This window comes from Dongia sp. (genome assembly GCF_041905885.1).
Taxonomy (GTDB): Bacteria; Pseudomonadota; Alphaproteobacteria; order Dongiales; family Dongiaceae; genus Dongia.
Window position 1 is genome coordinate 1 of the sequence record NZ_JAYRKD010000003.1, and the last position, 17,524, is coordinate 17,524.

The 17,524-nt window shown below is 66.2% G+C and carries 14 protein-coding genes; 4 read left to right on the forward strand and 10 right to left on the reverse strand.

Annotation, left to right across the window (positions count from 1 at the left end; all coding sequences use genetic code 11):
• Positions 1-151: 151 nt before the first annotated feature.
• The 3 genes from iolD to ACH2CY_RS03295 all read right to left on the reverse strand — a co-directional run bounded on the left by iolD (position 152) and on the right by ACH2CY_RS03295 (position 4,859).
• Positions 152-1,996, reverse strand: coding sequence for a 3D-(3,5/4)-trihydroxycyclohexane-1,2-dione acylhydrolase (decyclizing) (iolD, locus tag ACH2CY_RS03285; RefSeq protein ID WP_395015903.1), 1,845 nt, complete (start codon positions 1,994-1,996; stop codon positions 152-154).
• A 135-nt stretch (positions 1,997-2,131) separates the two neighbouring features.
• The gene (gene iolC / locus ACH2CY_RS03290; protein ID WP_395015906.1) at positions 2,132-4,042 is read right to left on the reverse strand and encodes a 5-dehydro-2-deoxygluconokinase; all 1,911 of its coding nucleotides are present in this window, start codon (positions 4,040-4,042) and stop codon (positions 2,132-2,134) included.
• A 4-nt stretch (positions 4,043-4,046) separates the two neighbouring features.
• The gene (locus ACH2CY_RS03295; RefSeq protein WP_395015907.1) at positions 4,047-4,859 is read right to left on the reverse strand and encodes a 5-deoxy-glucuronate isomerase; all 813 of its coding nucleotides are present in this window, start codon (positions 4,857-4,859) and stop codon (positions 4,047-4,049) included.
• A 212-nt stretch (positions 4,860-5,071) separates the two neighbouring features.
• On the opposite strand from ACH2CY_RS03295, the gene iolE reads away from it, so the two are divergent.
• Positions 5,072-5,974 carry a myo-inosose-2 dehydratase gene (gene iolE, locus ACH2CY_RS03300; protein WP_395015910.1) on the forward strand — a complete coding sequence of 301 codons (903 nt, stop codon included), beginning with the start codon at positions 5,072-5,074 and terminating at the stop codon, positions 5,972-5,974.
• Here the strand turns inward: iolE and ACH2CY_RS03305 are convergent.
• Positions 5,971-6,537: a TetR/AcrR family transcriptional regulator gene (locus ACH2CY_RS03305; RefSeq protein WP_395015913.1), complete on the reverse strand. Its 567-nt coding sequence runs from the start codon at positions 6,535-6,537 to the stop codon at positions 5,971-5,973. The two genes, iolE and ACH2CY_RS03305, sit on opposite strands and share 4 nt — an antisense overlap.
• A 65-nt stretch (positions 6,538-6,602) precedes the next feature.
• Here ACH2CY_RS03305 and ACH2CY_RS03310 point away from each other — a divergent pair, with 65 nt between their 5' ends.
• On the forward strand, positions 6,603-7,676 hold the full coding sequence (locus tag ACH2CY_RS03310) for an enolase C-terminal domain-like protein (RefSeq protein ID WP_395015915.1): 1,074 nt from the start codon (positions 6,603-6,605) through the stop codon (positions 7,674-7,676).
• A gap of 10 nt (positions 7,677-7,686) precedes the next feature.
• On the opposite strand, the gene ACH2CY_RS03315 is transcribed toward ACH2CY_RS03310, so the two are convergent.
• The 5 genes from ACH2CY_RS03315 to deoC form a co-directional block, all read right to left on the reverse strand.
• Positions 7,687-7,887, reverse strand: a complete 201-nt coding sequence (locus ACH2CY_RS03315) for a hypothetical protein (protein WP_395015918.1) — start codon at positions 7,885-7,887, stop codon at positions 7,687-7,689.
• A 33-nt stretch (positions 7,888-7,920) separates the two neighbouring features.
• Positions 7,921-8,655 carry an SDR family oxidoreductase gene (locus ACH2CY_RS03320; RefSeq protein WP_395015921.1) on the reverse strand — a complete coding sequence of 245 codons (735 nt, stop codon included), beginning with the start codon at positions 8,653-8,655 and terminating at the stop codon, positions 7,921-7,923.
• Between the two features lie 9 nt (positions 8,656-8,664).
• A complete protein-coding gene (locus ACH2CY_RS03325; protein ID WP_395015924.1) occupies positions 8,665-9,471 on the reverse strand; it encodes a 2-keto-4-pentenoate hydratase in 807 nt (268 codons plus the stop codon).
• An 82-nt stretch (positions 9,472-9,553) separates the two neighbouring features.
• The gene (locus ACH2CY_RS03330; RefSeq protein ID WP_395015925.1) at positions 9,554-11,929 is read right to left on the reverse strand and encodes an aldehyde dehydrogenase family protein; all 2,376 of its coding nucleotides are present in this window, start codon (positions 11,927-11,929) and stop codon (positions 9,554-9,556) included.
• A gap of 5 nt (positions 11,930-11,934) precedes the next feature.
• Complete coding sequence (deoC, locus tag ACH2CY_RS03335) at positions 11,935-12,939, reverse strand: deoxyribose-phosphate aldolase (protein WP_395015927.1); 1,005 nt, start codon at positions 12,937-12,939, stop codon at positions 11,935-11,937.
• A gap of 133 nt (positions 12,940-13,072) precedes the next feature.
• On the opposite strand from deoC, the gene ACH2CY_RS03340 reads away from it, so the two are divergent.
• Positions 13,073-15,154 carry an FAD-dependent oxidoreductase gene (locus ACH2CY_RS03340; RefSeq protein WP_395015929.1) on the forward strand — a complete coding sequence of 694 codons (2,082 nt, stop codon included), beginning with the start codon at positions 13,073-13,075 and terminating at the stop codon, positions 15,152-15,154.
• Positions 15,155-15,265: 111 nt separating this feature from the next.
• Here the strand turns inward: ACH2CY_RS03340 and ACH2CY_RS03345 are convergent, their stop codons facing one another.
• Complete coding sequence (locus tag ACH2CY_RS03345; protein ID WP_395015931.1) at positions 15,266-16,909, reverse strand: methyl-accepting chemotaxis protein; 1,644 nt, start codon at positions 16,907-16,909, stop codon at positions 15,266-15,268.
• 229 nt (positions 16,910-17,138) lie between these two features.
• Here ACH2CY_RS03345 and ACH2CY_RS03350 point away from each other — a divergent pair, with 229 nt between their 5' ends.
• A complete protein-coding gene (locus tag ACH2CY_RS03350; protein WP_395015934.1) occupies positions 17,139-17,522 on the forward strand; it encodes a RidA family protein in 384 nt (127 codons plus the stop codon).
• Positions 17,523-17,524 lie beyond the last annotated feature (2 nt).

Here is a 17,524-nt window from a genome sequence, read left to right on the forward strand (position 1 = left end):
CGGCCAGCAGTCAACAGCGACTGCACCGTAAAGGCCGGACATATGGACGCTATCGAACCGGCTCACCACAACGCTCGCATTCGCTTGCAAGATCGGGGGCCGTCCACATATGGATGGTCCGCCTTCGCGGACCATGACGAGGGAAAGAGATTCATTCACCAGCCCGTGCAGCCATCTGCTTCTCATAACTCTTGCGCGCGGCCTCGACTTCCTTGCGGGTCGAGACTTCCGGCACCGCGACTTCCCACCAGGCGCCGCCCTCCTGGGTCGAGATCATCGGGTCGGTGTCTATCACGATCACATGGGTGCGGTCGCTGGTCTTGGCCTTGTCCATCGCGGCTTCGAGCTCGGCAATGCTGCCGACCTTCTCGGCGATGGCGCCCATCGCCGCGGCGTGCGCCGCGAAGTCGATCGGCACATCCATCTTGCGGTGGGCATCGACCAGCAGGTTGTTGAACGGCCGCCCGCCGCAGGCCTGCTGCAGGCGGTTGATGCAGCCGAAGCCGCCGTTGTCGAGCACGACGATGTCGATCTTGGCGCCCATCATCACCGAGGTGGCGATCTCGGAATTCATCATCATGTAGCCGCCGTCGCCGATGAGGGCGAGGACGCGGCGCTCCGGCTGGGCCAGCTTCACGCCCAAGGCACCGGCGATCTCATAGCCCATGCAGGAGAAGCCGTATTCCATGTGGTAGCCCTTGGGGTCGCGGGTCTTCCACAGCTTGTGCATCTCGCCCGGCAACCCGCCGGAGGCGTTGACCACCACGTCGGTCGGGGCCGACTTGCGGTTGACCGCGCCGAGCACCTGGGCGTCGGAGGGCAGGGCATTGCCCTTCGGCGCGGCGGTCACGGCGTCGACGGCGCCGCGCCAGCGCGCGATCTCCGCCGTGCCGCGGGCCGCGCGGTCGGCCGGCACTTTCCAATCGCCGAGTGCAGCACTCAGCAAGGGCAGGGTCACGCGCGCGTCGCCAACCAGCGGCAGCGCATTGTGCTTCCAGGCATCGTAGGCGGCGACGTTCAACTGGATCAGCTTCGGCTTCGACTTGAACAGCGCCCAGGAGCCAGTGGTGAAATCCTGCAATCGGGTGCCGATCGCCAGCACCACGTCGGCATCGCTGGCCAGCGTGTTGGCGGCGCTCGAGCCGGTGACGCCGACTGAACCGAGATTATGCGGGTCGTCCCAGTTGAGCGCGCCCTTGCCGGCCTGGCTCTCGCCGGCCATCAGCCCATGCTTGCTCAAGAAAGCGCGGGCTTCCGCGACGGCTTCCGAGTAGTGCACGCCGCCGCCGAGGATCACCATCGGCCGCTTGGCGTTGCGCAGCGCCTCGGCAGCGTCGGCGACCTCGCGCGCATCCGGCGCCGGGCGGCGTAGGCGATGCTTGCGCTTCTCGAAGAATTCCACGGGGTAGTCATAGGCCTCGGCCTGAATGTCCTGCGGCAGGCAGAGCGTCACCGGACCGCAATCGGCCGGGTCGGTCAGCACCCGGATCGCCTGCGGCAGGCTCTGGAGGATCTGCTCCGGGCGCATGATGCGGTCCCAGAAACGCGAGACCGGCTTGAAGGTGTCGTTGACCGAGAGCGTCGGGTCGCCATAGACCTCGATCTGTTGCAGCACCGGATCGGGCAGGCGGCTGGCGAAGATGTCGCCGGGGAGCAGCAGCACCGGCAGGCGATCGACATGGGCGAGCGCGGCGGCGGTCACCATGTTAGTGGCGCCGGGGCCGATCGAGGTGGTGGCGGCCATGAACTGCTTGCGGTTCTTGGCCTTGGCATAGGCGATCGCGGCCAAGGCCATCGACTGTTCGTTATGCGCGCGATAGGTCGGCAGCACGTCGGTCGCGGCGGCCAGCGCCTCGCCCATGCCGGCGACATTGCCGTGGCCGAAGATCGCGAAGGTGCCGGCGACCAGCGGCACTTCCTTTCCATCGATCTCGCTGCGCTGCGCGGCGAGGTAACGCACCACCGCCTGCGCCATGGTCAGTCTGATGGTCTTCATGTTCGTTCCATCCCATCTCTTCTTCGTCATGGTCCGCGCAGGCGGACCATCCACGCGTTTCTTTCCGGTCGCCCCTAACTCGTGGATCCTCCGCCTTCGCGGAGGATGACGACGAGAAGGGGCACGTTCAGCGCGTCACGCCGCCGCCGATTGCGGCGCGAGCCAGATTTCGATCAAGCGACGATAGTTGTCGGCGACGTTGGCGGCAAAGGCCTCGGCGTCGCACTTGCCGAGCAGCCAGTCGCGGGCCGGCGCCATGAAGATCGAGCGGCCGATGGCGAAGCCTTTGCAGATCGGGTGGTGGCGGGCGGTCTTGAAGGCGGCCGCCAGCTCGTCCTCGGGCGCCTCCAGGCCGAGCAGCACGACGCCGCGGCAATGCGGGTCGCTCCTCTCGATCTCGGCGGCGACGCGGCGCCAACTCGCGTCGCTCATCGCGGGAAGCTTCCACCAGTCGGGCTTGATGCCATGGGCGTAGATCTCGGCCAGCGCGCGGGGCAGGGTGCTTTCGTCGCTCGGCATGGCTTTCGGCGGAATGACCTCGACCAGCAGGTCATGGCCGGTGCCGATGCAGGCCTCCTGCAGTTGAGCGAGGTAGCCGAGCTGCTCCTGCTTCAGCATCTCGCCATCGTTCGGGTGGTAGAAGACCAGGCATTTCGCGGTGTGATCGGCGGGCCAGGCGCGCATCTCCTGCGCAATGTTGGGGCCGGTCTCGAAGCGTAAGGGTCGCGAGCCGGGGAGCTCCACCGGGCGCGCGATCCAGAGGCCACGCCCGGTCAAATGCTCCAGCACCGCCTGGCCGAAACGGCCGTCGCAGAGGACGCCGGCGCGGCCGGGGAAATCCTTGGCCACGGAAAGCACGGCCTGGCCGATAATCTCCTTCAGCTCGCCGATCTTGCTCAACGGCTGGCCGACCTCCTTCACCAGCGCCTCGCATTGCGAGCGGTGGTCGAAGGCGAGCGCCATCACCTGCGGCCATTGCGTGGCGCGGTTGGTGACGCGGTGCAGGTGGTTGAGGCGCGGGTCGAGATCGGGGCGCTTCACGTCCTTGGCACGGGAGAGGTAGTCGTCGAGCTCGATCTTGCTCGGCATGGCGGGCGCGCAGCCGTGGCGTGAGACCACCAGCGCACCGCAGGCATTGGCATAGATGCAGGATTTCTCGATGCCCTCGCCGTTGATCCAGCCGCGCAGGTAACCCGACATGAAGGCGTCGCCGGCGCCGAGCACGTTCAGCACCTCGACGGTGACGCCCTTGACCGTGATGCCGTCGTCCAGCGTGTTGCCGATCTCGGCGGGGAAGACGCTGCAGCCCAGCGGGCCGCGCTTCACCACGATCTCGGCCTGGCTCTTCGCACGCGTGTTGCGGAGCGCCACCATGATGTCGTCGGAGCCGCCGGCGATGCAGTGCTCCTCCTCGGTGCCGACGATAAGGTCGCAATGCGGCACGATCTTCTGCAGATGCTGCGACACGCCTTCCGAGGCGATGTAGCGGATCTCGCCCATGCCGCGGCTCGTCAGGCCCCAGAGCACGGGGCGGTAGTCGATGTCGAGGATGACCTTGGTGCCGGCCTTCTTTGCCAGCGCGATCGCCTGATGGCTGACCTTATTGATGCTCTCGGTCGAGAAATGCGTGCCGGTCACCAGCAGCGCCTTCGCCGCGCCGATGTAGGCGGCGTCGAAGTCCTCAACCTGCAGGTTCATGTCCGCGCAGTTCTCGCGGTAGAAGATCAGCGGGAAGGTGTCGCGGTCCTTGATGCCGAGGAGTACCAGCGCGGTGAGGCGCGAGGGGTCGGTCGAGACATGGCCGGTATCGACGCCTTCGCGGGCGAGCGTTTCGCGCACGAAGCGGCCCATATGGTCATCGCCGACCCGGACCAGCATCGACGACTTCAAGCCCTGCCGCGCGGTGCCGACGGCGATATTGGCGGCGCAGCCGCCGATATACTTGGCGAAGCTCGCGACATCCTCCAGTCGCGCGCCGAGCTGCTCGGCGTAGAGATCGACCGCGGCGCGCCCGAGGCAGATCAGATCCAGCGACCGCTCCGCCATGAACCTATTTCCCGTCCTTCAGCTCTTCGGGGAACCAGAAGACGGCGTTCTTCTCCATCACCCATTTATGCTCTTCGGTGAAGTCGGGGATGCCATAGGGGTTGTCGGGGAGATGGCGGATCACCCAGGCGTAATACATGCCGTAGCCGGGGGCGGCGGTCTGCGCGTGGTCGTTGCCGTCGAAGATCTTCACCGTGTCGTATTGCTTGACGCGGAAGACCTGCGGGCCGTTCTCGGCGAGGCCATAACCCTGCGGCGCGGTGAAGCGATAGTGATAGATCTCCGGCTGCGCATGGTGGTGGGGCGGATACGAGGACCAGCGGCCGGGCATGGTGATCACCTCGCCCAGCACCAGCTCGGCATTGGGATCGGAATTGCTGCGGTCGAAGATGGTGCGCACGAAGCGCAGACAGGTATCGCCGACCTGGCCCTTGCCGCGATGCTCGTTGGCGACGGTCTCGTAGAATTTCGGCTCGAACTTCTTGGTGTTGGCGGTGCGATAGACGGTGAACTCGGTGTCCTTCTCGGCGCGCAGCCGCACCGTGGTGCCGCCCGGCACGTGGATGCATTTCGGGCTCTCGTCGAAGATCGAGCCGCGGGTCCATTCCTTGGTGACATTGCCGACCGAGAGCGAAGCGGCGCCGGTCATCAGCAGCCAGGCGGTCTCGCCCTCGGCCACCTGTTCGGCGGTCTCGCCGGCCTTCATCCGGCAGACGCCGAAGGCGATGCCGGTGTTGTCCTCTCGGTCGTCGACCGAGGTCACCCAGGTCATGCCGGCGGGGAAGCCGTTGCGATTGTTGGCCAAGTGCAGGGTCATCGTGAATTTCCGTGCGATTCTTGCGGTTGTGGTCGGCGACACCTTAGCCCGAAACCTGGGCCGGGTGCTGCCGCCGAAGGGGCTGTTTTCTAAAGTTTACGATAATGGAAAAATAATTCTATAGCAACCCGCCGTGGCTGTGATAAAGAACAGGTAGAACGCCACTTGGAGCGTTCCAATTTATCACGCCTGCGGAGCCCGGAGGAGAGGTCATGAGCGTCAGAATCGGCATCAATCCCATCACTTGGACCAATGACGATCTGCCGTCCCTGGGGGGAGACACGCCGCTCGAGACCTGCCTCTCCGAGGCGCATCAGGCGGGCTATGCCGGGATCGAGATGGGCGGCAAGTTTCCGCGCGAGGCGAATGCCCTGAAAGCGGTGCTGGCGAAGCACCACTTGGCGCTGATCTCCGGCTGGTATTCCGGCCGCGCCTACAAGAATGCCGACGCCAAGAAGGAGTTCGAGGAGGCCTTGCCGCATCTCGAGCTGCTGAAGGCCAACGGCTGCCAGTACGTGGTCTATGCCGATACCAGCGGCGGCGATCATGGCGGCATCGACACGCCGATCTCGAAGCGGCCGAAGATGCCGGACGCCGACTGGAAGGATTACGGCAAGAAGCTCACCGAGCTCGCCGAGAAGATGGCGGATTTCGGCGTGCGGATGGCCTTCCATCATCACATGGGCACGGTGGTCGAGACCGATGCCGAGGTGGACAAGATGATGGCGAACACGGGTCCGGCGGTGGGGCTGCTCTTCGACAGCGGCCACTCGGCCTTCTCGGGCGGCGATCCGATTGCGCTGGCCAAGCGGCATGCCAAGCGGGTGGTGCATGTGCATTGCAAGGATTCGCGCAAGCCCATCCTCGACAAGGCGCGGGTCACCGATGCGAGCTTCCTGCGTTCGGTCCTGGAAGGCATCTTCACCGTGCCGGGCGACGGGCAGGTGGATTTCCTGACCATCCTCAAAGTCTTCCACGACGCGGGCTATGCCGGCTGGCTGGTGGTCGAGGCCGAGCAGGATCCGGCCAAGGCGCATCCGCTGACCTACGCCAAGATGGGCTACGAGAACCTGAAGAAGCTCGCCACGCAGGCGGGCTTCCAGGTCGCGGCCTAGTTCCCTTTCAAGACGGCGCGTGCGGCTTCGGCCGCCGTGCCGACATAGGCGCTGTCACCGTGGATCAGCGTGAGGATGGTGGCGCCCTCGGTCAGGATCTGCAGGGCGCGCGCCGCTTCTTCCGGCCGCTTCAGGCCGCGTCGGCGCAGTTCGTCGGCGAAGACCCGCTCGATCATCGCCTTGTGCCTGCGCGCGGCGGTGCGGCCAGGATGGCCGGGTAGGTCCGCCAGCTCGAGCGCCAGCCGGGTGAAGCCGGATCCTTCCCAGCGCTTTTTTGCCGACCATGCGGCGAGGCGCTCAAAGATGGTGGCGACGAAGTCTTCGGCGGAGCCGCCCTGCTGCGTCGCCCAGGTCTTGATGCGCGCGACCGCGAGGGTGCTCTGGCGTTTCAGCATCTCGCCGAACAGCCGGTCCTTGCTGTCGAAGTGATTGTAGAGCGTGCGCTTGGTGATGCCGGCGCGCGCGGCCACCGCATCCATGCTGATCCGGCTGAAGCCGCGCTCGTAGAACAGCTGATAGGCGGTGCCGAGGATCCGATCCCGGTTGTCCGATTGCCGCGGCATGGTCTGCTCCAAAGTATACCGTATAGTGAATTTACGCCTTGGCCGAAGCGGCGCAAGCTCTCGCCATGCGCAAGATCGAAACCATTTCCGTCCGGCCGGTGAACGTGCCGCTGGCGCGGCCGATCCGCACCGCGGTCGGTCATCTGCCGGCGGCGGCGCTGGTGCTGATCGATATCCGCAGCTCGGACGGCATCCTGGGCAGCGCCTATCTCTTCGCCTACAAGGCCAGCATGCTAAAGCCGCTGGTGGCGACGGTCGAAGCGGTGGCCAGCGAGATCATCGGCCACGGCGCCGATCCCTTTCCCGTCAGCCAACGCCTGGAATTGAGCTTCCGCCTGCTGGGGCGGCAGGGGCTGGTGGCGCTGGCGATGTCGGGGATCGACATGGCGCTCTGGGACATTGCCGCTCTTGCCCAGGAGTTGCCGCTGGCGCGCCTGCTCGGCGGTGTCACGCTCCCGATCCAGGCCTATGACAGCTTCGGCATCATCGACATCGAGGCAGATCGCGCCGAGATCGAGCGCTCGATCCGGCGCGGCTTTCGCGGCATCAAGATCAAGATCGGCGGCGGTGCCGTTGAGGACGACGTCGCGCGGGTGAGGGCGGTGCGCGAGATCATCGGCAGTTCAGTCGCGCTGATGGTGGACTATAACCAGTCGCTCGATCCGGCGGAGGCCTGCCGCCGCATCGAACAGATCCGCGCATTCGATCTCACCTGGGTCGAGGAGCCGGTCCCGGCCGAGGATCTGGTCGGGCATCACCATGTCCGCGCCACGACCGGCATGCGGATCCAGACCGGCGAGAACTGGACCTTTCCGGAGCAGATGGAGAAGGCGATCCGCGCCGGCGCTTCGGACTACGCCATGCCGGATGTGCAGAAGATCGGCGGCGTCACCGGCTGGATCAAGGCGGCGGCCCTGGCGGAGGCGGCGCAGCTGCCGGTTTCCAGCCATGTCTTCGCCGAGGCGAGCGCGCATCTGCTGGCTGTCACGCCGACCGCCCATTGGCTGGAATGGATGGACAAGGCCGGGCCGCTGCTCCAGGAACCGCTGACCGTCGCACAGGATGGCACGGTCACCGCGCGCGGCCCGGGCCTCGGCATCGCGTGGGACGAGAAAGCGGTGGCGCGCTTCGCCGCCTAGCGTCCTCGCGCTAGTCGTCCCGAGACAAGGCCGCCTCGCGAGCGGCTTCTTCCTCGCCATCAGGGAGGGATTCGACGCCGGCTTCCTTGGCGGCGCGCTGGTCGCGGCGCTTGGGCGGCGGGCCGTTGACCTGGCCGTCGGTCGACGCCGGACTATCGGTGCGGCGGTCTTCCTCTTCGGGGCGGATGACGCGGGGTGCTTTCGGGGCCATGAAAGCTGAACCCCGCCTCAGGCAGCGCGTTCCCTAGATCGAGCGCAGCATTCCGCCGTCGACTGCGATCGCCTGGCCGTTGATATAGCCGGCCTGCTCCGAGGCCAGGAAGGTCGCGACCGCGCCGAAATCCTCCGGCTTGCCGAGGCGGCCGGCGGGGATGGTGCGGTCGATCTCTTCCTGGTCGTAGGGGAAGTCCTTCAGCCGGTCGGTCAGGGTCGAGCCCGGCATCAGGCAATTGACCGTGATCCCGTCCTTGCCGACCTCGCGGGAGAGCGAGTTGAAGAGGCCGTGCAGACTCGGCCGCAAGGCGTTGGAGATGGTGAGGCCGTCGAGCGGCTCTTCGGCGGCGACCGAGGTCACCACCATGATCCGGCCCCATTTGCGCTGCTTCATGCCCGGCAGCGCCAGCCGGATCATCTGCACCGTGCTCATGAACAGGTTCTCGAAGGCGGCGCGCCATTGCGCATCGCTGGTGCCGTCGAACACGGTCGGCGGCGGGCCGCCGGTGTTGGCGACCAGGATGTCGATGCCGCCGAGCCTGGCATTGACTTCCGAGATCAGCTTCTCGGCGGCGCCGGCCTGCGAGAGGTCGGCGATAAAGCCCTCGGCCTTGATCTCGGCCGCGGTCTTGGCGACCGAATCCTTGTTGCGCGAGGCGATGGCGACTTTGACACCTTCCGCGGCAAGCCCCGCCGCGATGGCGCGGCCGAGCCCCTTCGACGAGCCGGTGACCAGGGCGCGCTTGCCTTTGATATGGAGGTCCATTCGGGTTCCCTAAAACTGCACGTCGATTTCGACCGCCCCCAGGCCGGCGAGCTCGTAGTGGAACTTGCAGGCTTCGCTGGGGAACTGGGTGCGGATCAGGCTGCCGGTCAGGACGATGTCGCCCTTCTTCAGCGGACGATCGGTGCGCATGCGGAAGTTGGCGAGCCAGGCCAAGGGGATGAAAGGGTGGCCCAGCGCGTCGCGGCCATGGCCGCGATCGACCAGCTGGCCGTTGCACAGGATCGTCGCCTCGATGCCGGCGAGATCGGCGGGCGGATCCTGCCATTGGCCGACCACGATGCCGGCGTTCCAGGAATTGTCGGCGATCAGCGACAGGGCTTCGAGCGTCGCATAGTCGGCGTTGCGGTCATCGACCAGCTCGACGCCCGGCGCCACCTGCGCGTCGCGGATCAACTCTTCCTGGGAATAGGGTACCGGGCGGAACGGGAAGTCATGGGCGAGCTTCACCGCAACCTCGAACTCCAGGCCGAGATGGGTGTATTCCATCGCGTCGACCGTGGCGGGCGCGCGGTAGATCCGGTTGGCGGCGACATAGCCGGACACCGGCGAATCGATGCCGCACATCTCCTGCATCTTCTTGGTGGTGAGGCCGATCTTGAAGCCGCCGACCTGGGTGTTGCCGGCTGCCATGATGCGGCGCGCGTAGGAATCCTGCACCCGATAGGCGGCATCGACGTCGTTGATGCCGCGCTCGCGGGCGAAGGGCACGAACTGCTCACCGATGTCATGCGCTTCCATCAGCATCAGCGACGTGACCTCGGTCCGCGCCTTCTCGATGCTCGGGCTGATCGCCATGGCGTTACTCTCCCCCGGTGTTCCTGGCGCCAATCATAGAGCTTCGGGAAAGCTAGGCAAATGGCGGCGCGGAGCCCCGGTCCTATTCCCCGTAGGGCACCCAGATGTTCTTGATCTGGGTGGCGTGACGGAGGAAGGACTCCCCCTGGTTGTCGGTGGCCGTCCAGTCGCGGGGGCCGGATTCGCACCACGTGGCCTTGAGATTGCCGGCGGAGCCACGCTCGACCAGGGCAACGCCGTCGGCGCCGCCGAAATACCAATGGCAGGCGACCTCGTCATGCTCGGCCAGGGTCTTGGCGAGCAAGTCGCGCTCGCCGGTCACGATGTTGACGACGCCGTCGGGCACGTCGCTGGTTTCCAGCACCTGGTAGAAGTCGGTGGCGCTCAGGGGATGGAGCGGCGCCGGTGAGGCGACCACGCGGTTGCCCATGGCGATCGCCGGGATCACCAGTGAGATGAAGCCGAGCAGCGGCGCCTCATCGGGGCAGGAGATCGCCATCGTGCCCCAGGCTTCCGGCATCGCCAGGGTCACATGCCGCGCCTTGGTGTAGTGGACGCGGCCGTCATACTTATCGGCCCAGGCGGCGTAGTGGATGATGCGCGAGACCGCAGCATCGACCTCGGTGCGGGCGGCTTTCTTCGCCGCACCGGTCATCGCAGTCAAACGCCCGGCGAACTCGTCGGCGCGGGCGGAGAGGTTCTCGGCCAGGAAATAGAGCACCTGGGCGCGGGAATGGCCGGAGAGCGCGGTCCAGCCGGTCGCCTTCGACGCAGCCTCGACCGCGTTGCGGATGTCCTTGCGGTTGCCCAAGCCCGCCTGGCCGATCGAATGGCCTTTCGCGTCCAGCACGGAATAGGAATAGCCGCTGTCCGGGCGCGCCTGCTTGCCGCCGATGAACAGCTTGGCGGTGCGGTCGAGTGCCGGCTCGCCGGTGAAGGCAGAGGCGGTCGGCTCGGCGCTGAGCTTCGCCTTGGCCGCTTCCTTGCTGCCCTTCTTCTTCACGGGCGCGAGGTATTCGACCATGCCTTCGCGGCCGCCCTCGCGGCCGAACCCGGATTCGCGATAGCCACCGAAGCCGGCGGCAGCGTCGAACATGTTGGTGCCGTTGATCCAGACCACGCCGGCCTTGATCCGCGCGGCGAGGTCGAGGCAGCGGTCGATATTCTCCGACCAGACCGAGGCGGAAAGGCCATAGGCCGAGTTGTTGGCGAGCGCCGCCGCTTCATCGGGCGTGCGGAAGGTGGTGCCGGCCAGCACCGGCCCGAAGATCTCGACCTGGGCGATGGTCGAGGCGGGCTCGACATTGGTGAAGAGGGTGGGCGGGAAGAACCAGCCCTTGCCGGGCAGCTTTGCGGAAGGCTGGAAGCAGGCGGCGCCTTCCTGGCGGCCCTTCTCGACCAGCGACGCGATGCGGTCGAGCTGGACCTTGGCGACGATCGCGCCGATGTCGATCGACTTGTCGAGCGGGTCGCCGACCCGCAGCGTTTCCATGCGGCGCTTCAGCTTGTCGTAGAAGCGTTCGGCGCCGCCTTCCTGCACGAGAAGCCGCGAGCCAGCGCAGCAGACCTGGCCCTGGTTGAACCAGATGGCATCGACCACGCCCTCGACCGCGCTGTCGAGATCGGCATCGTCGAAGACGATGAAGGGCGACTTGCCGCCGAGCTCGAGGGTGAGCTTCTTGCCCGATCCGGCGGTGGCCTTGCGGATTTCGCGGCCGACCTCGGTCGAGCCGGTGAAGGCGATCTTGTCCACGTACGCGTGGTTGACGATCGCCGCGCCTGTCGCGCCGTCGCCGGTCACGATGTTGAAGACGCCCTTCGGCAGGCCGACCTCGTCGCAAATCTCCGCCAGTGCCAGCGCCGTGAGCGGCGTGTATTCGGCGGGCTTCAGCACCACCGTGTTGCCGGCGGCGAGGGCCGGGGCCACTTTCCAGGCCAGCATCAGCAGCGGGAAATTCCAGGGGATGATCTGGCCGCAGACGCCGACCGCGCCCATGCCGGGGAATTCGCTCTCCAGCAAGGCGGCCCAGCCGGCATGGTGATAGAAATGGCGCGCGACCAGGGGCACGTCGATGTCGCGAGATTCGCGGATCGGCTTGCCGTTGTCGAGGCTTTCCAGCACGGCCAGGAAGCGCTCGCGCTTCTGCACATGGCGGGCGATGGCGTAGAGATAGCGCGCGCGTTTCTCGCCGGAAGTCTTGGACCAGGCCGGATAGGCGGCGCGGGCCGCGGCGACCGCGGCATCGACATCCGCGCTGGAACCTTGCGCGACCCTGGCGATCACCGTGCCGTCAGCCGGGTTATGGACGTCGAACAGCTTGCCGCCGCTCTTCCATTCGCCGCCGATGTAATGGCGGAAACCGGATTGATGCTTGCCGAGCCAGGCGGTGACGGCGTCCTTGGCTTCCGGCGCCGGGCCGTAGTCCATGGTCTGCAGGATTTCTTTGACGGTGCTCATCTTGATCAGGCCATGGCGTGACGGTTGAGGGCGGCGTAACGCCCGGTGACGTAGTGTTCGAGCTGGCGCTCGATGTCGGCGAGCATGGAGCTGGCGCCGATCCGGAAGAGGTCGGGCTCCAGCCAGGCGCGGCCGAGTTCCTCCTTCATCAGGATCTGCCAGTTCATCGCGTCCTTGGCGGTGCGCAATCCGCCGGCGGGCTTGAAGCCGACCTTGAAACCGGTGGCTTCGAGATAGTCGCGGATGGCGCGGACCATCACCAGGGAGACGGGCAGGGTGGCGTTGACGTCTTCCTTGCCAGTCGAGGTCTTGATGAAGTCGGCGCCGGCCATCATCGCGGTCATGCTGGCGCGATAGACGTTGCGCAGAGTCTTCAGATCGCCGGTGGCGAGGATGGCTTTCAGATGCGCCGGGCCGCAGGCGGCGCGCATCGCAGCGATCTCGTCATAGAGCGCGGTCCAGTCCTGGCCGAGCACATGGGCACGGGTGATCACGATGTCGATCTCGCCCGCACCATCGGCGACGGCGCGGCGGATTTCTTCGAGCCGCAGGTCGAGCGGCATCAGGCCGGCCGGGAAGCCAGTCGCGACCGAGGCGACCGGGATGCCGGAGCCGGTCAGCGCTTCGACGGCGGGCTTCACCATGGTCGGGTAGACGCAGACTGCGCCGACCTTCGGCGCGTCGTCGGCAAGACCGAGCGCATCGACGATATCCGCGCGCAACGGCGACTTCGCCTTGGCGCAGAGCCGATGCACGCGCGCGGGCGTGTCATCGCCGGCGAGGGTGGTGAGGTCGATGCACTGGATCGCCTTCACCAGCCAGGCGGCCTGGTATTCCTTCTTCACGCTGCGGCGCGCGGGCAGCGAGGCGGTGCGGCGCTCGACGGCGGAGAGGTTGACGGTCGGCCCCAGCACCGCTTCCTCGTTGAAGGCGATGCCGCTGTTGCGCGGGTGGTTGTGGCCAGGTTCGGCGGGCGCCGCTTTGCGTTTCGGATCGGTGGCGAGATTCATGAGCATCTCCTCAAGGCGGGGACCTTGCGTCTCCCCCTGATCCAAGTCAAGCGCAACCGGCAAGCGGATTTTCCGCGCTTTTCCAAGTGGTTCGGACTGGATTTCGTTCCGGTGGCTGTGCATTCTTTGGGCCATGAGCCAGCCTGCCACGAACCCTCCGAAGGCCGCTGCATCGGCGTCCAAGGATCCGCTCCTGCAGCCCTTCAAGCTGCGGCATCTCCATTTGAAGAACCGGGTGATCTCGACCTGCCACGAGCCGGCCTATTCCGAGGATGGGCTGCCGAAGGAGCGCTACCGGCTCTATCACGTCGAGAAGGCCAAGGGTGGCTGCGCCATGACCATGATCGGCGGCTCGGCCACGGTCGATGTGGATTCACCGCAGGCCTTCGGCAACCTGCGCGCCGGCAGCGATGCGATCATCCCCTGGTTCAAGCAGCTGGCCGACGCGGTGCATGAATATGACTGCCATGTCATGTGCCAGATCACCCATCTCGGCCGACGCACCAACTGGAACAAGGAGAACTGGCTCCCTGTGGTCTCGGCTTCGGCGGTGCGCGAACCGGCGCATCGCGCCTTTCCGAAGGTGATGGAGGATTTCGAGATCGAGCGGATCGTGAAGGCCTACGGCGCGGGCGCGCGGCGCTGCCGCGAGGGCGGCCTGGACGGGGTCGAGATCGAATCCTACGGCCATCTGTTCGATGCCTTCCTCTCTCCCGCGACCAACAAGCGCGACGACAACTACGGCGGCAGCCTCGAGAACCGCATGCGCTTCCCGCTGGCGGTGCTGCAGGAAATCCGGCGCCAGGCCGGATCCGATTTCATCCTCGGCATCCGGATGGTGATCGACGAGACCGATCTCGAGGACGGGCTGAAGTTCGAGGAAGGCCTTGAGATCGCGCGGCGCTTCCAGGATGCCGGGCTGATAGACTACGTCAACGTGATCAAGGGCCATATCGAGAGCGACGAGGCGATCAGCCACGTGATCCCGGTGATGGGCACGCCGGCCGCACCCCATCTCGAGATGGTGAAGCGGGTAAAGGACCAGCTCAAGGTGCCGATCCTGCATGCGGCGCGGATCGCCGACGTGGCGACGGCGCGGCATGCGATTTCCAGCGGCTCGGTCGATCTGATCGGCATGACCCGCGCGCATATGGCAGACCCGCATATCGTGGCCAAGGTGATGCGGGGCGAGGAGACGCGCATCCGCCCCTGCGTCGGTGCCGGCTATTGCATCGATCGGCTCTATCAGGGCGGCGAGGCCTTGTGCCTGCACAACGCCGCCACCGGGCGCGAGCAAACCATGCCGCATGTTGTTGCGCCGGCGGCGGCGAAGAAGCGCGTCGTCGTCGTGGGGGCAGGGCCGGCGGGACTGGAAGCGGCGCGCGTCTCGGCGGCGCGCGGGCATCAGGTGACGTTGTTCGAGGCGGCGCAGAAGCCGGGCGGGCAGGTGTTGATCGCCGCCAAGGCGCCGCGCCGGAAAGAGATCGTAGGCATCATCGACTGGCTGGTCGCCGAAGTGGAGCATCTCGGGGTCGATCTGCAGACCGGCGTCTTCGCCGAGTCCGGTGACGTGCAGGCGCTCAATCCGGATGTCGTGGTGATCGCGACCGGCGGCCTGCCCAATCCCGGCTTCTTCCCCGGCTCCGACGATCTCGCGACGACGACCTGGGATGTGCTGAGCGGCCAGGTGGCGGTCGGCGACAACGTGCTGTTCTACGACGACGAGGGCGGCACCGAGGCCTTGTCCTCGGCGGATTTCATCGCCGGCAAGGCCAAGAATCTCGAGATCGTGACGCCGGAACGCGTGCTCGGCGTCGATGTCGGCGGGTTAAATTACCCGGCTTTCTATAAAGCCTTCTATCAGGCCAAGGTGACGCAGACCCTGAACCTGCGCCTGACGGGCTTACGCCGCGACGGCAACCAGATAGTGGCCAGCTTCCACAACGCTTATGACAAATCGACCGTGGAGCGCCGGGTCGATCAGGTCATCGCCTGCCACGGCTCGCTGCCGGCGGACGAACTCTATTTCGGGCTGAAGGACGGGTCGCGCAACCGCGGCGAGATCGACCAGACCGCGCTGATCGAATGCCGGCCGCAGGAGATCGCCAGCAATGCTGCAGGGACGTATCAGCTGTTCCGGGTCGGCGACGCGGTCGCTAGCCGGAATATCCACGCGGCGATCTATGATTCGCTGCGGCTTTGTTCGGTGTTCTGATTCGTTGAGTCGTCATCCCCGGGCTTGGCCCGGGGATCCCCTGAGTTACCCCAATATCGACAAAGGAAACTCAGGGGTGCCCGGGCCAAGCCCGGGCATGACGACCGAGACTTAAGCCCGCAGCTCCCTCAAGAACCCTTCCACCTGGGTCCTCAGCACGGCGCCGTTCTGCGAGAGCTTTTCCGCAGAGGTCAGCACCAGGCCGGCGGCGTCGCCGGTCTGGGCAGCGACCTGGGTCACGCTGGCGATGTTCGAGCTGACCGTGACGGTGCTGTCGGCGGCCTGCTGGATGCTGCGGGAGATTTCCTGGGTTGCCGCACCCTGTTCCTCGACCGCGGAGGCGATGGTGGTCGAGATCTCGTTCACCCGGTTGATGGTGGCGCTGATCTCCTGGATCGCGGCGGCGGAGCCCGCAGTCGCATCCTGGATGGCACGGATCTGGGTGGCGATCTCCTCGGTCGCCTTGGCGGTCTGGGTGGCCAGCGTCTTCACCTCGGAGGCGACCACGGCGAAACCCTTGCCGGCCTCGCCGGCGCGGGCCGCCTCGATCGTCGCGTTGAGCGCCAGGAGATTGGTCTGGCTGGCGATGTCATTGATGAGGCGCACCACGTCGCCGATCTTCTGCGCGGCGTCGGAGAGGCCCTGGACCTGCGTGGTTGTCTGGTCGGCCTGGCTGACCGCGGTGCCGACGATGCGTGTCGATTCCTGGACCTGGCCGCCGATCTCGCGGATCGAGGAGGAGAGCTCCTCGGTTGCCGCGGCGACGGTCTGCACGCTGGCGGTAGTGTGGTCGGATGCCGTCGCGACCGAAGCCGACTGGCGCGAGGCCTCCTCGGCGTTGTTGGCCATGGCGCGGGCGGTCTTCTGCAATTCGGCCGCGGAACTCCCAACCTCGCCAACGATGCCGCCTACGGTCGCCTCGAAGCGCTGCGCCAGGGCCAGCATTTGCTCGCGGCGCTGGGCATCGGCCTGCAGCTTGGACGTCTCTTGCTCGGCGCGGAGCCGCTCGGTCTCGATCATGCTGTCCTTGAAGACCTGGACCGATTTCGCCATGGCGCCGATCTCGTCCTGGCGCGCGCGATAGGGCACCTCGGTGTCGGCGCGGCCGGCGCCGAGAGCCTCCAGCGCCGAACGGATGCGGGCGAGGGGCCCGAGCAGCCAGCGCGTGGTGAAGAAGGCGGCGAGCCCGAGCACAACCAGCAGGATCGCCGCGGCGATGCCGGCGCTCCACAGCATGCGATCGACGACCGCGAAGAACTCGGACTTCTTCACGCCGACATAGAGGATGCCGATGGTCTTGCCGTCCTTGTCCTTGATCGGGTCATAGCCGGTGAAATAGATCTCGCCGAGAATCGGCACCTGGCCGCGGAACGGCTTGCCGTTCCCCAGCACGGATTCGTTGGCGGCGTTCTTGGCGAGCTTGGTGCCGACCGCGCGGCCCGATCCGTCGGGCTTCATCACGTTGGTGGCGATGCGGGTGTCGCCCATGAAGATGGTGGCGGTACCGCCGGCAATCGCCTTGATCTCATCGACCAGCGCGTCGTTGCCGTTCAGGACCACGTCGCCGGCATACATCTTGTCGCCGTCGATCCGGTAGTCGGTGCCGGCGGTCTTCAGGACCTGCCAGGCTACCTTCATGCTGGTCTCCTGCTTGTCCTCGGTCTGGCGCTCCATCTCGGCCGCGACCAGGCGATAGATGACTGCGACCAGGATGATGCTCATGAGGATGAGCCCGGCCAGGTTGGCGGCGGTCATGCGACTTGCGATCGACAGGCGACCGGGCGAAAGGCGACGAAGCATTTCGAGAAGACCTTCTTTGAAAGCTGTGGCGGATGGGTTGACGCAGCATAGTCAGCGAGGCGTTAACACCCGATTACCTATCCTGATATGCAAAGGGGCCATTGCGTCAGGGTTCCCCTGACGCCATTCCGCTCAATGAAATCCTGGGCTAATGTCTCGCGAGACGACAAATGGGAGCTGAATCATGGACTTCATCAACCCGAGCAGCATCACCGCCCCCGCCTCGAACTACAGCCAGGGAGTGTTGGTTCCGGCCGGCGGGCGGCGGCTGGTCATTTCCGGCCAGATCGGTATGACCAGGGAGGGCAAGGTCGTGGAAGGCATGGAGGCCCAGCTCCGTCAGACCTGGAAGAACCTCATCGAGGTGCTGAAGGCCGGCGGCATGACCCATACCGACCTGGTGAAGGTCACGACCTTCGTCACCGATCGCACGTCGGTCGGGTTGGTGCGGCAGATCCGCGATGAAGCCATGCAGGGCCATCGTCCGGCCTCGACCTTCCTGGTGGTCGCCGGCCTCGCCATGCCGGAGCTGCTCTGCGAGATCGAGGCGGAGGCGGTGAAGGCCTGACC

Coding starts and splice junctions, on each gene's coding strand:
- iolD (WP_395015903.1), bottom strand. CDS start 1,996: ATGAAGACCATCAGACTGACCATGGCGCAGGCGGTGGTGCGTTACCTC.
- iolC (WP_395015906.1), bottom strand. CDS start 4,042: ATGGCGGAGCGGTCGCTGGATCTGATCTGCCTCGGGCGCGCCGCGGTC.
- ACH2CY_RS03295 (WP_395015907.1), bottom strand. CDS start 4,859: ATGACCCTGCACTTGGCCAACAATCGCAACGGCTTCCCCGCCGGCATG.
- iolE (WP_395015910.1), top strand. CDS start 5,072: ATGAGCGTCAGAATCGGCATCAATCCCATCACTTGGACCAATGACGAT.
- ACH2CY_RS03305 (WP_395015913.1), bottom strand. CDS start 6,537: ATGCCGCGGCAATCGGACAACCGGGATCGGATCCTCGGCACCGCCTAT.
- ACH2CY_RS03310 (WP_395015915.1), top strand. CDS start 6,603: ATGCGCAAGATCGAAACCATTTCCGTCCGGCCGGTGAACGTGCCGCTG.
- ACH2CY_RS03315 (WP_395015918.1), bottom strand. CDS start 7,887: ATGGCCCCGAAAGCACCCCGCGTCATCCGCCCCGAAGAGGAAGACCGC.
- ACH2CY_RS03320 (WP_395015921.1), bottom strand. CDS start 8,655: ATGGACCTCCATATCAAAGGCAAGCGCGCCCTGGTCACCGGCTCGTCG.
- ACH2CY_RS03325 (WP_395015924.1), bottom strand. CDS start 9,471: ATGGCGATCAGCCCGAGCATCGAGAAGGCGCGGACCGAGGTCACGTCG.
- ACH2CY_RS03330 (WP_395015925.1), bottom strand. CDS start 11,929: ATGAGCACCGTCAAAGAAATCCTGCAGACCATGGACTACGGCCCGGCG.
- deoC (WP_395015927.1), bottom strand. CDS start 12,939: ATGAATCTCGCCACCGATCCGAAACGCAAAGCGGCGCCCGCCGAACCT.
- ACH2CY_RS03340 (WP_395015929.1), top strand. CDS start 13,073: ATGAGCCAGCCTGCCACGAACCCTCCGAAGGCCGCTGCATCGGCGTCC.
- ACH2CY_RS03345 (WP_395015931.1), bottom strand. CDS start 16,909: ATGACCGCCGCCAACCTGGCCGGGCTCATCCTCATGAGCATCATCCTG.
- ACH2CY_RS03350 (WP_395015934.1), top strand. CDS start 17,139: ATGGACTTCATCAACCCGAGCAGCATCACCGCCCCCGCCTCGAACTAC.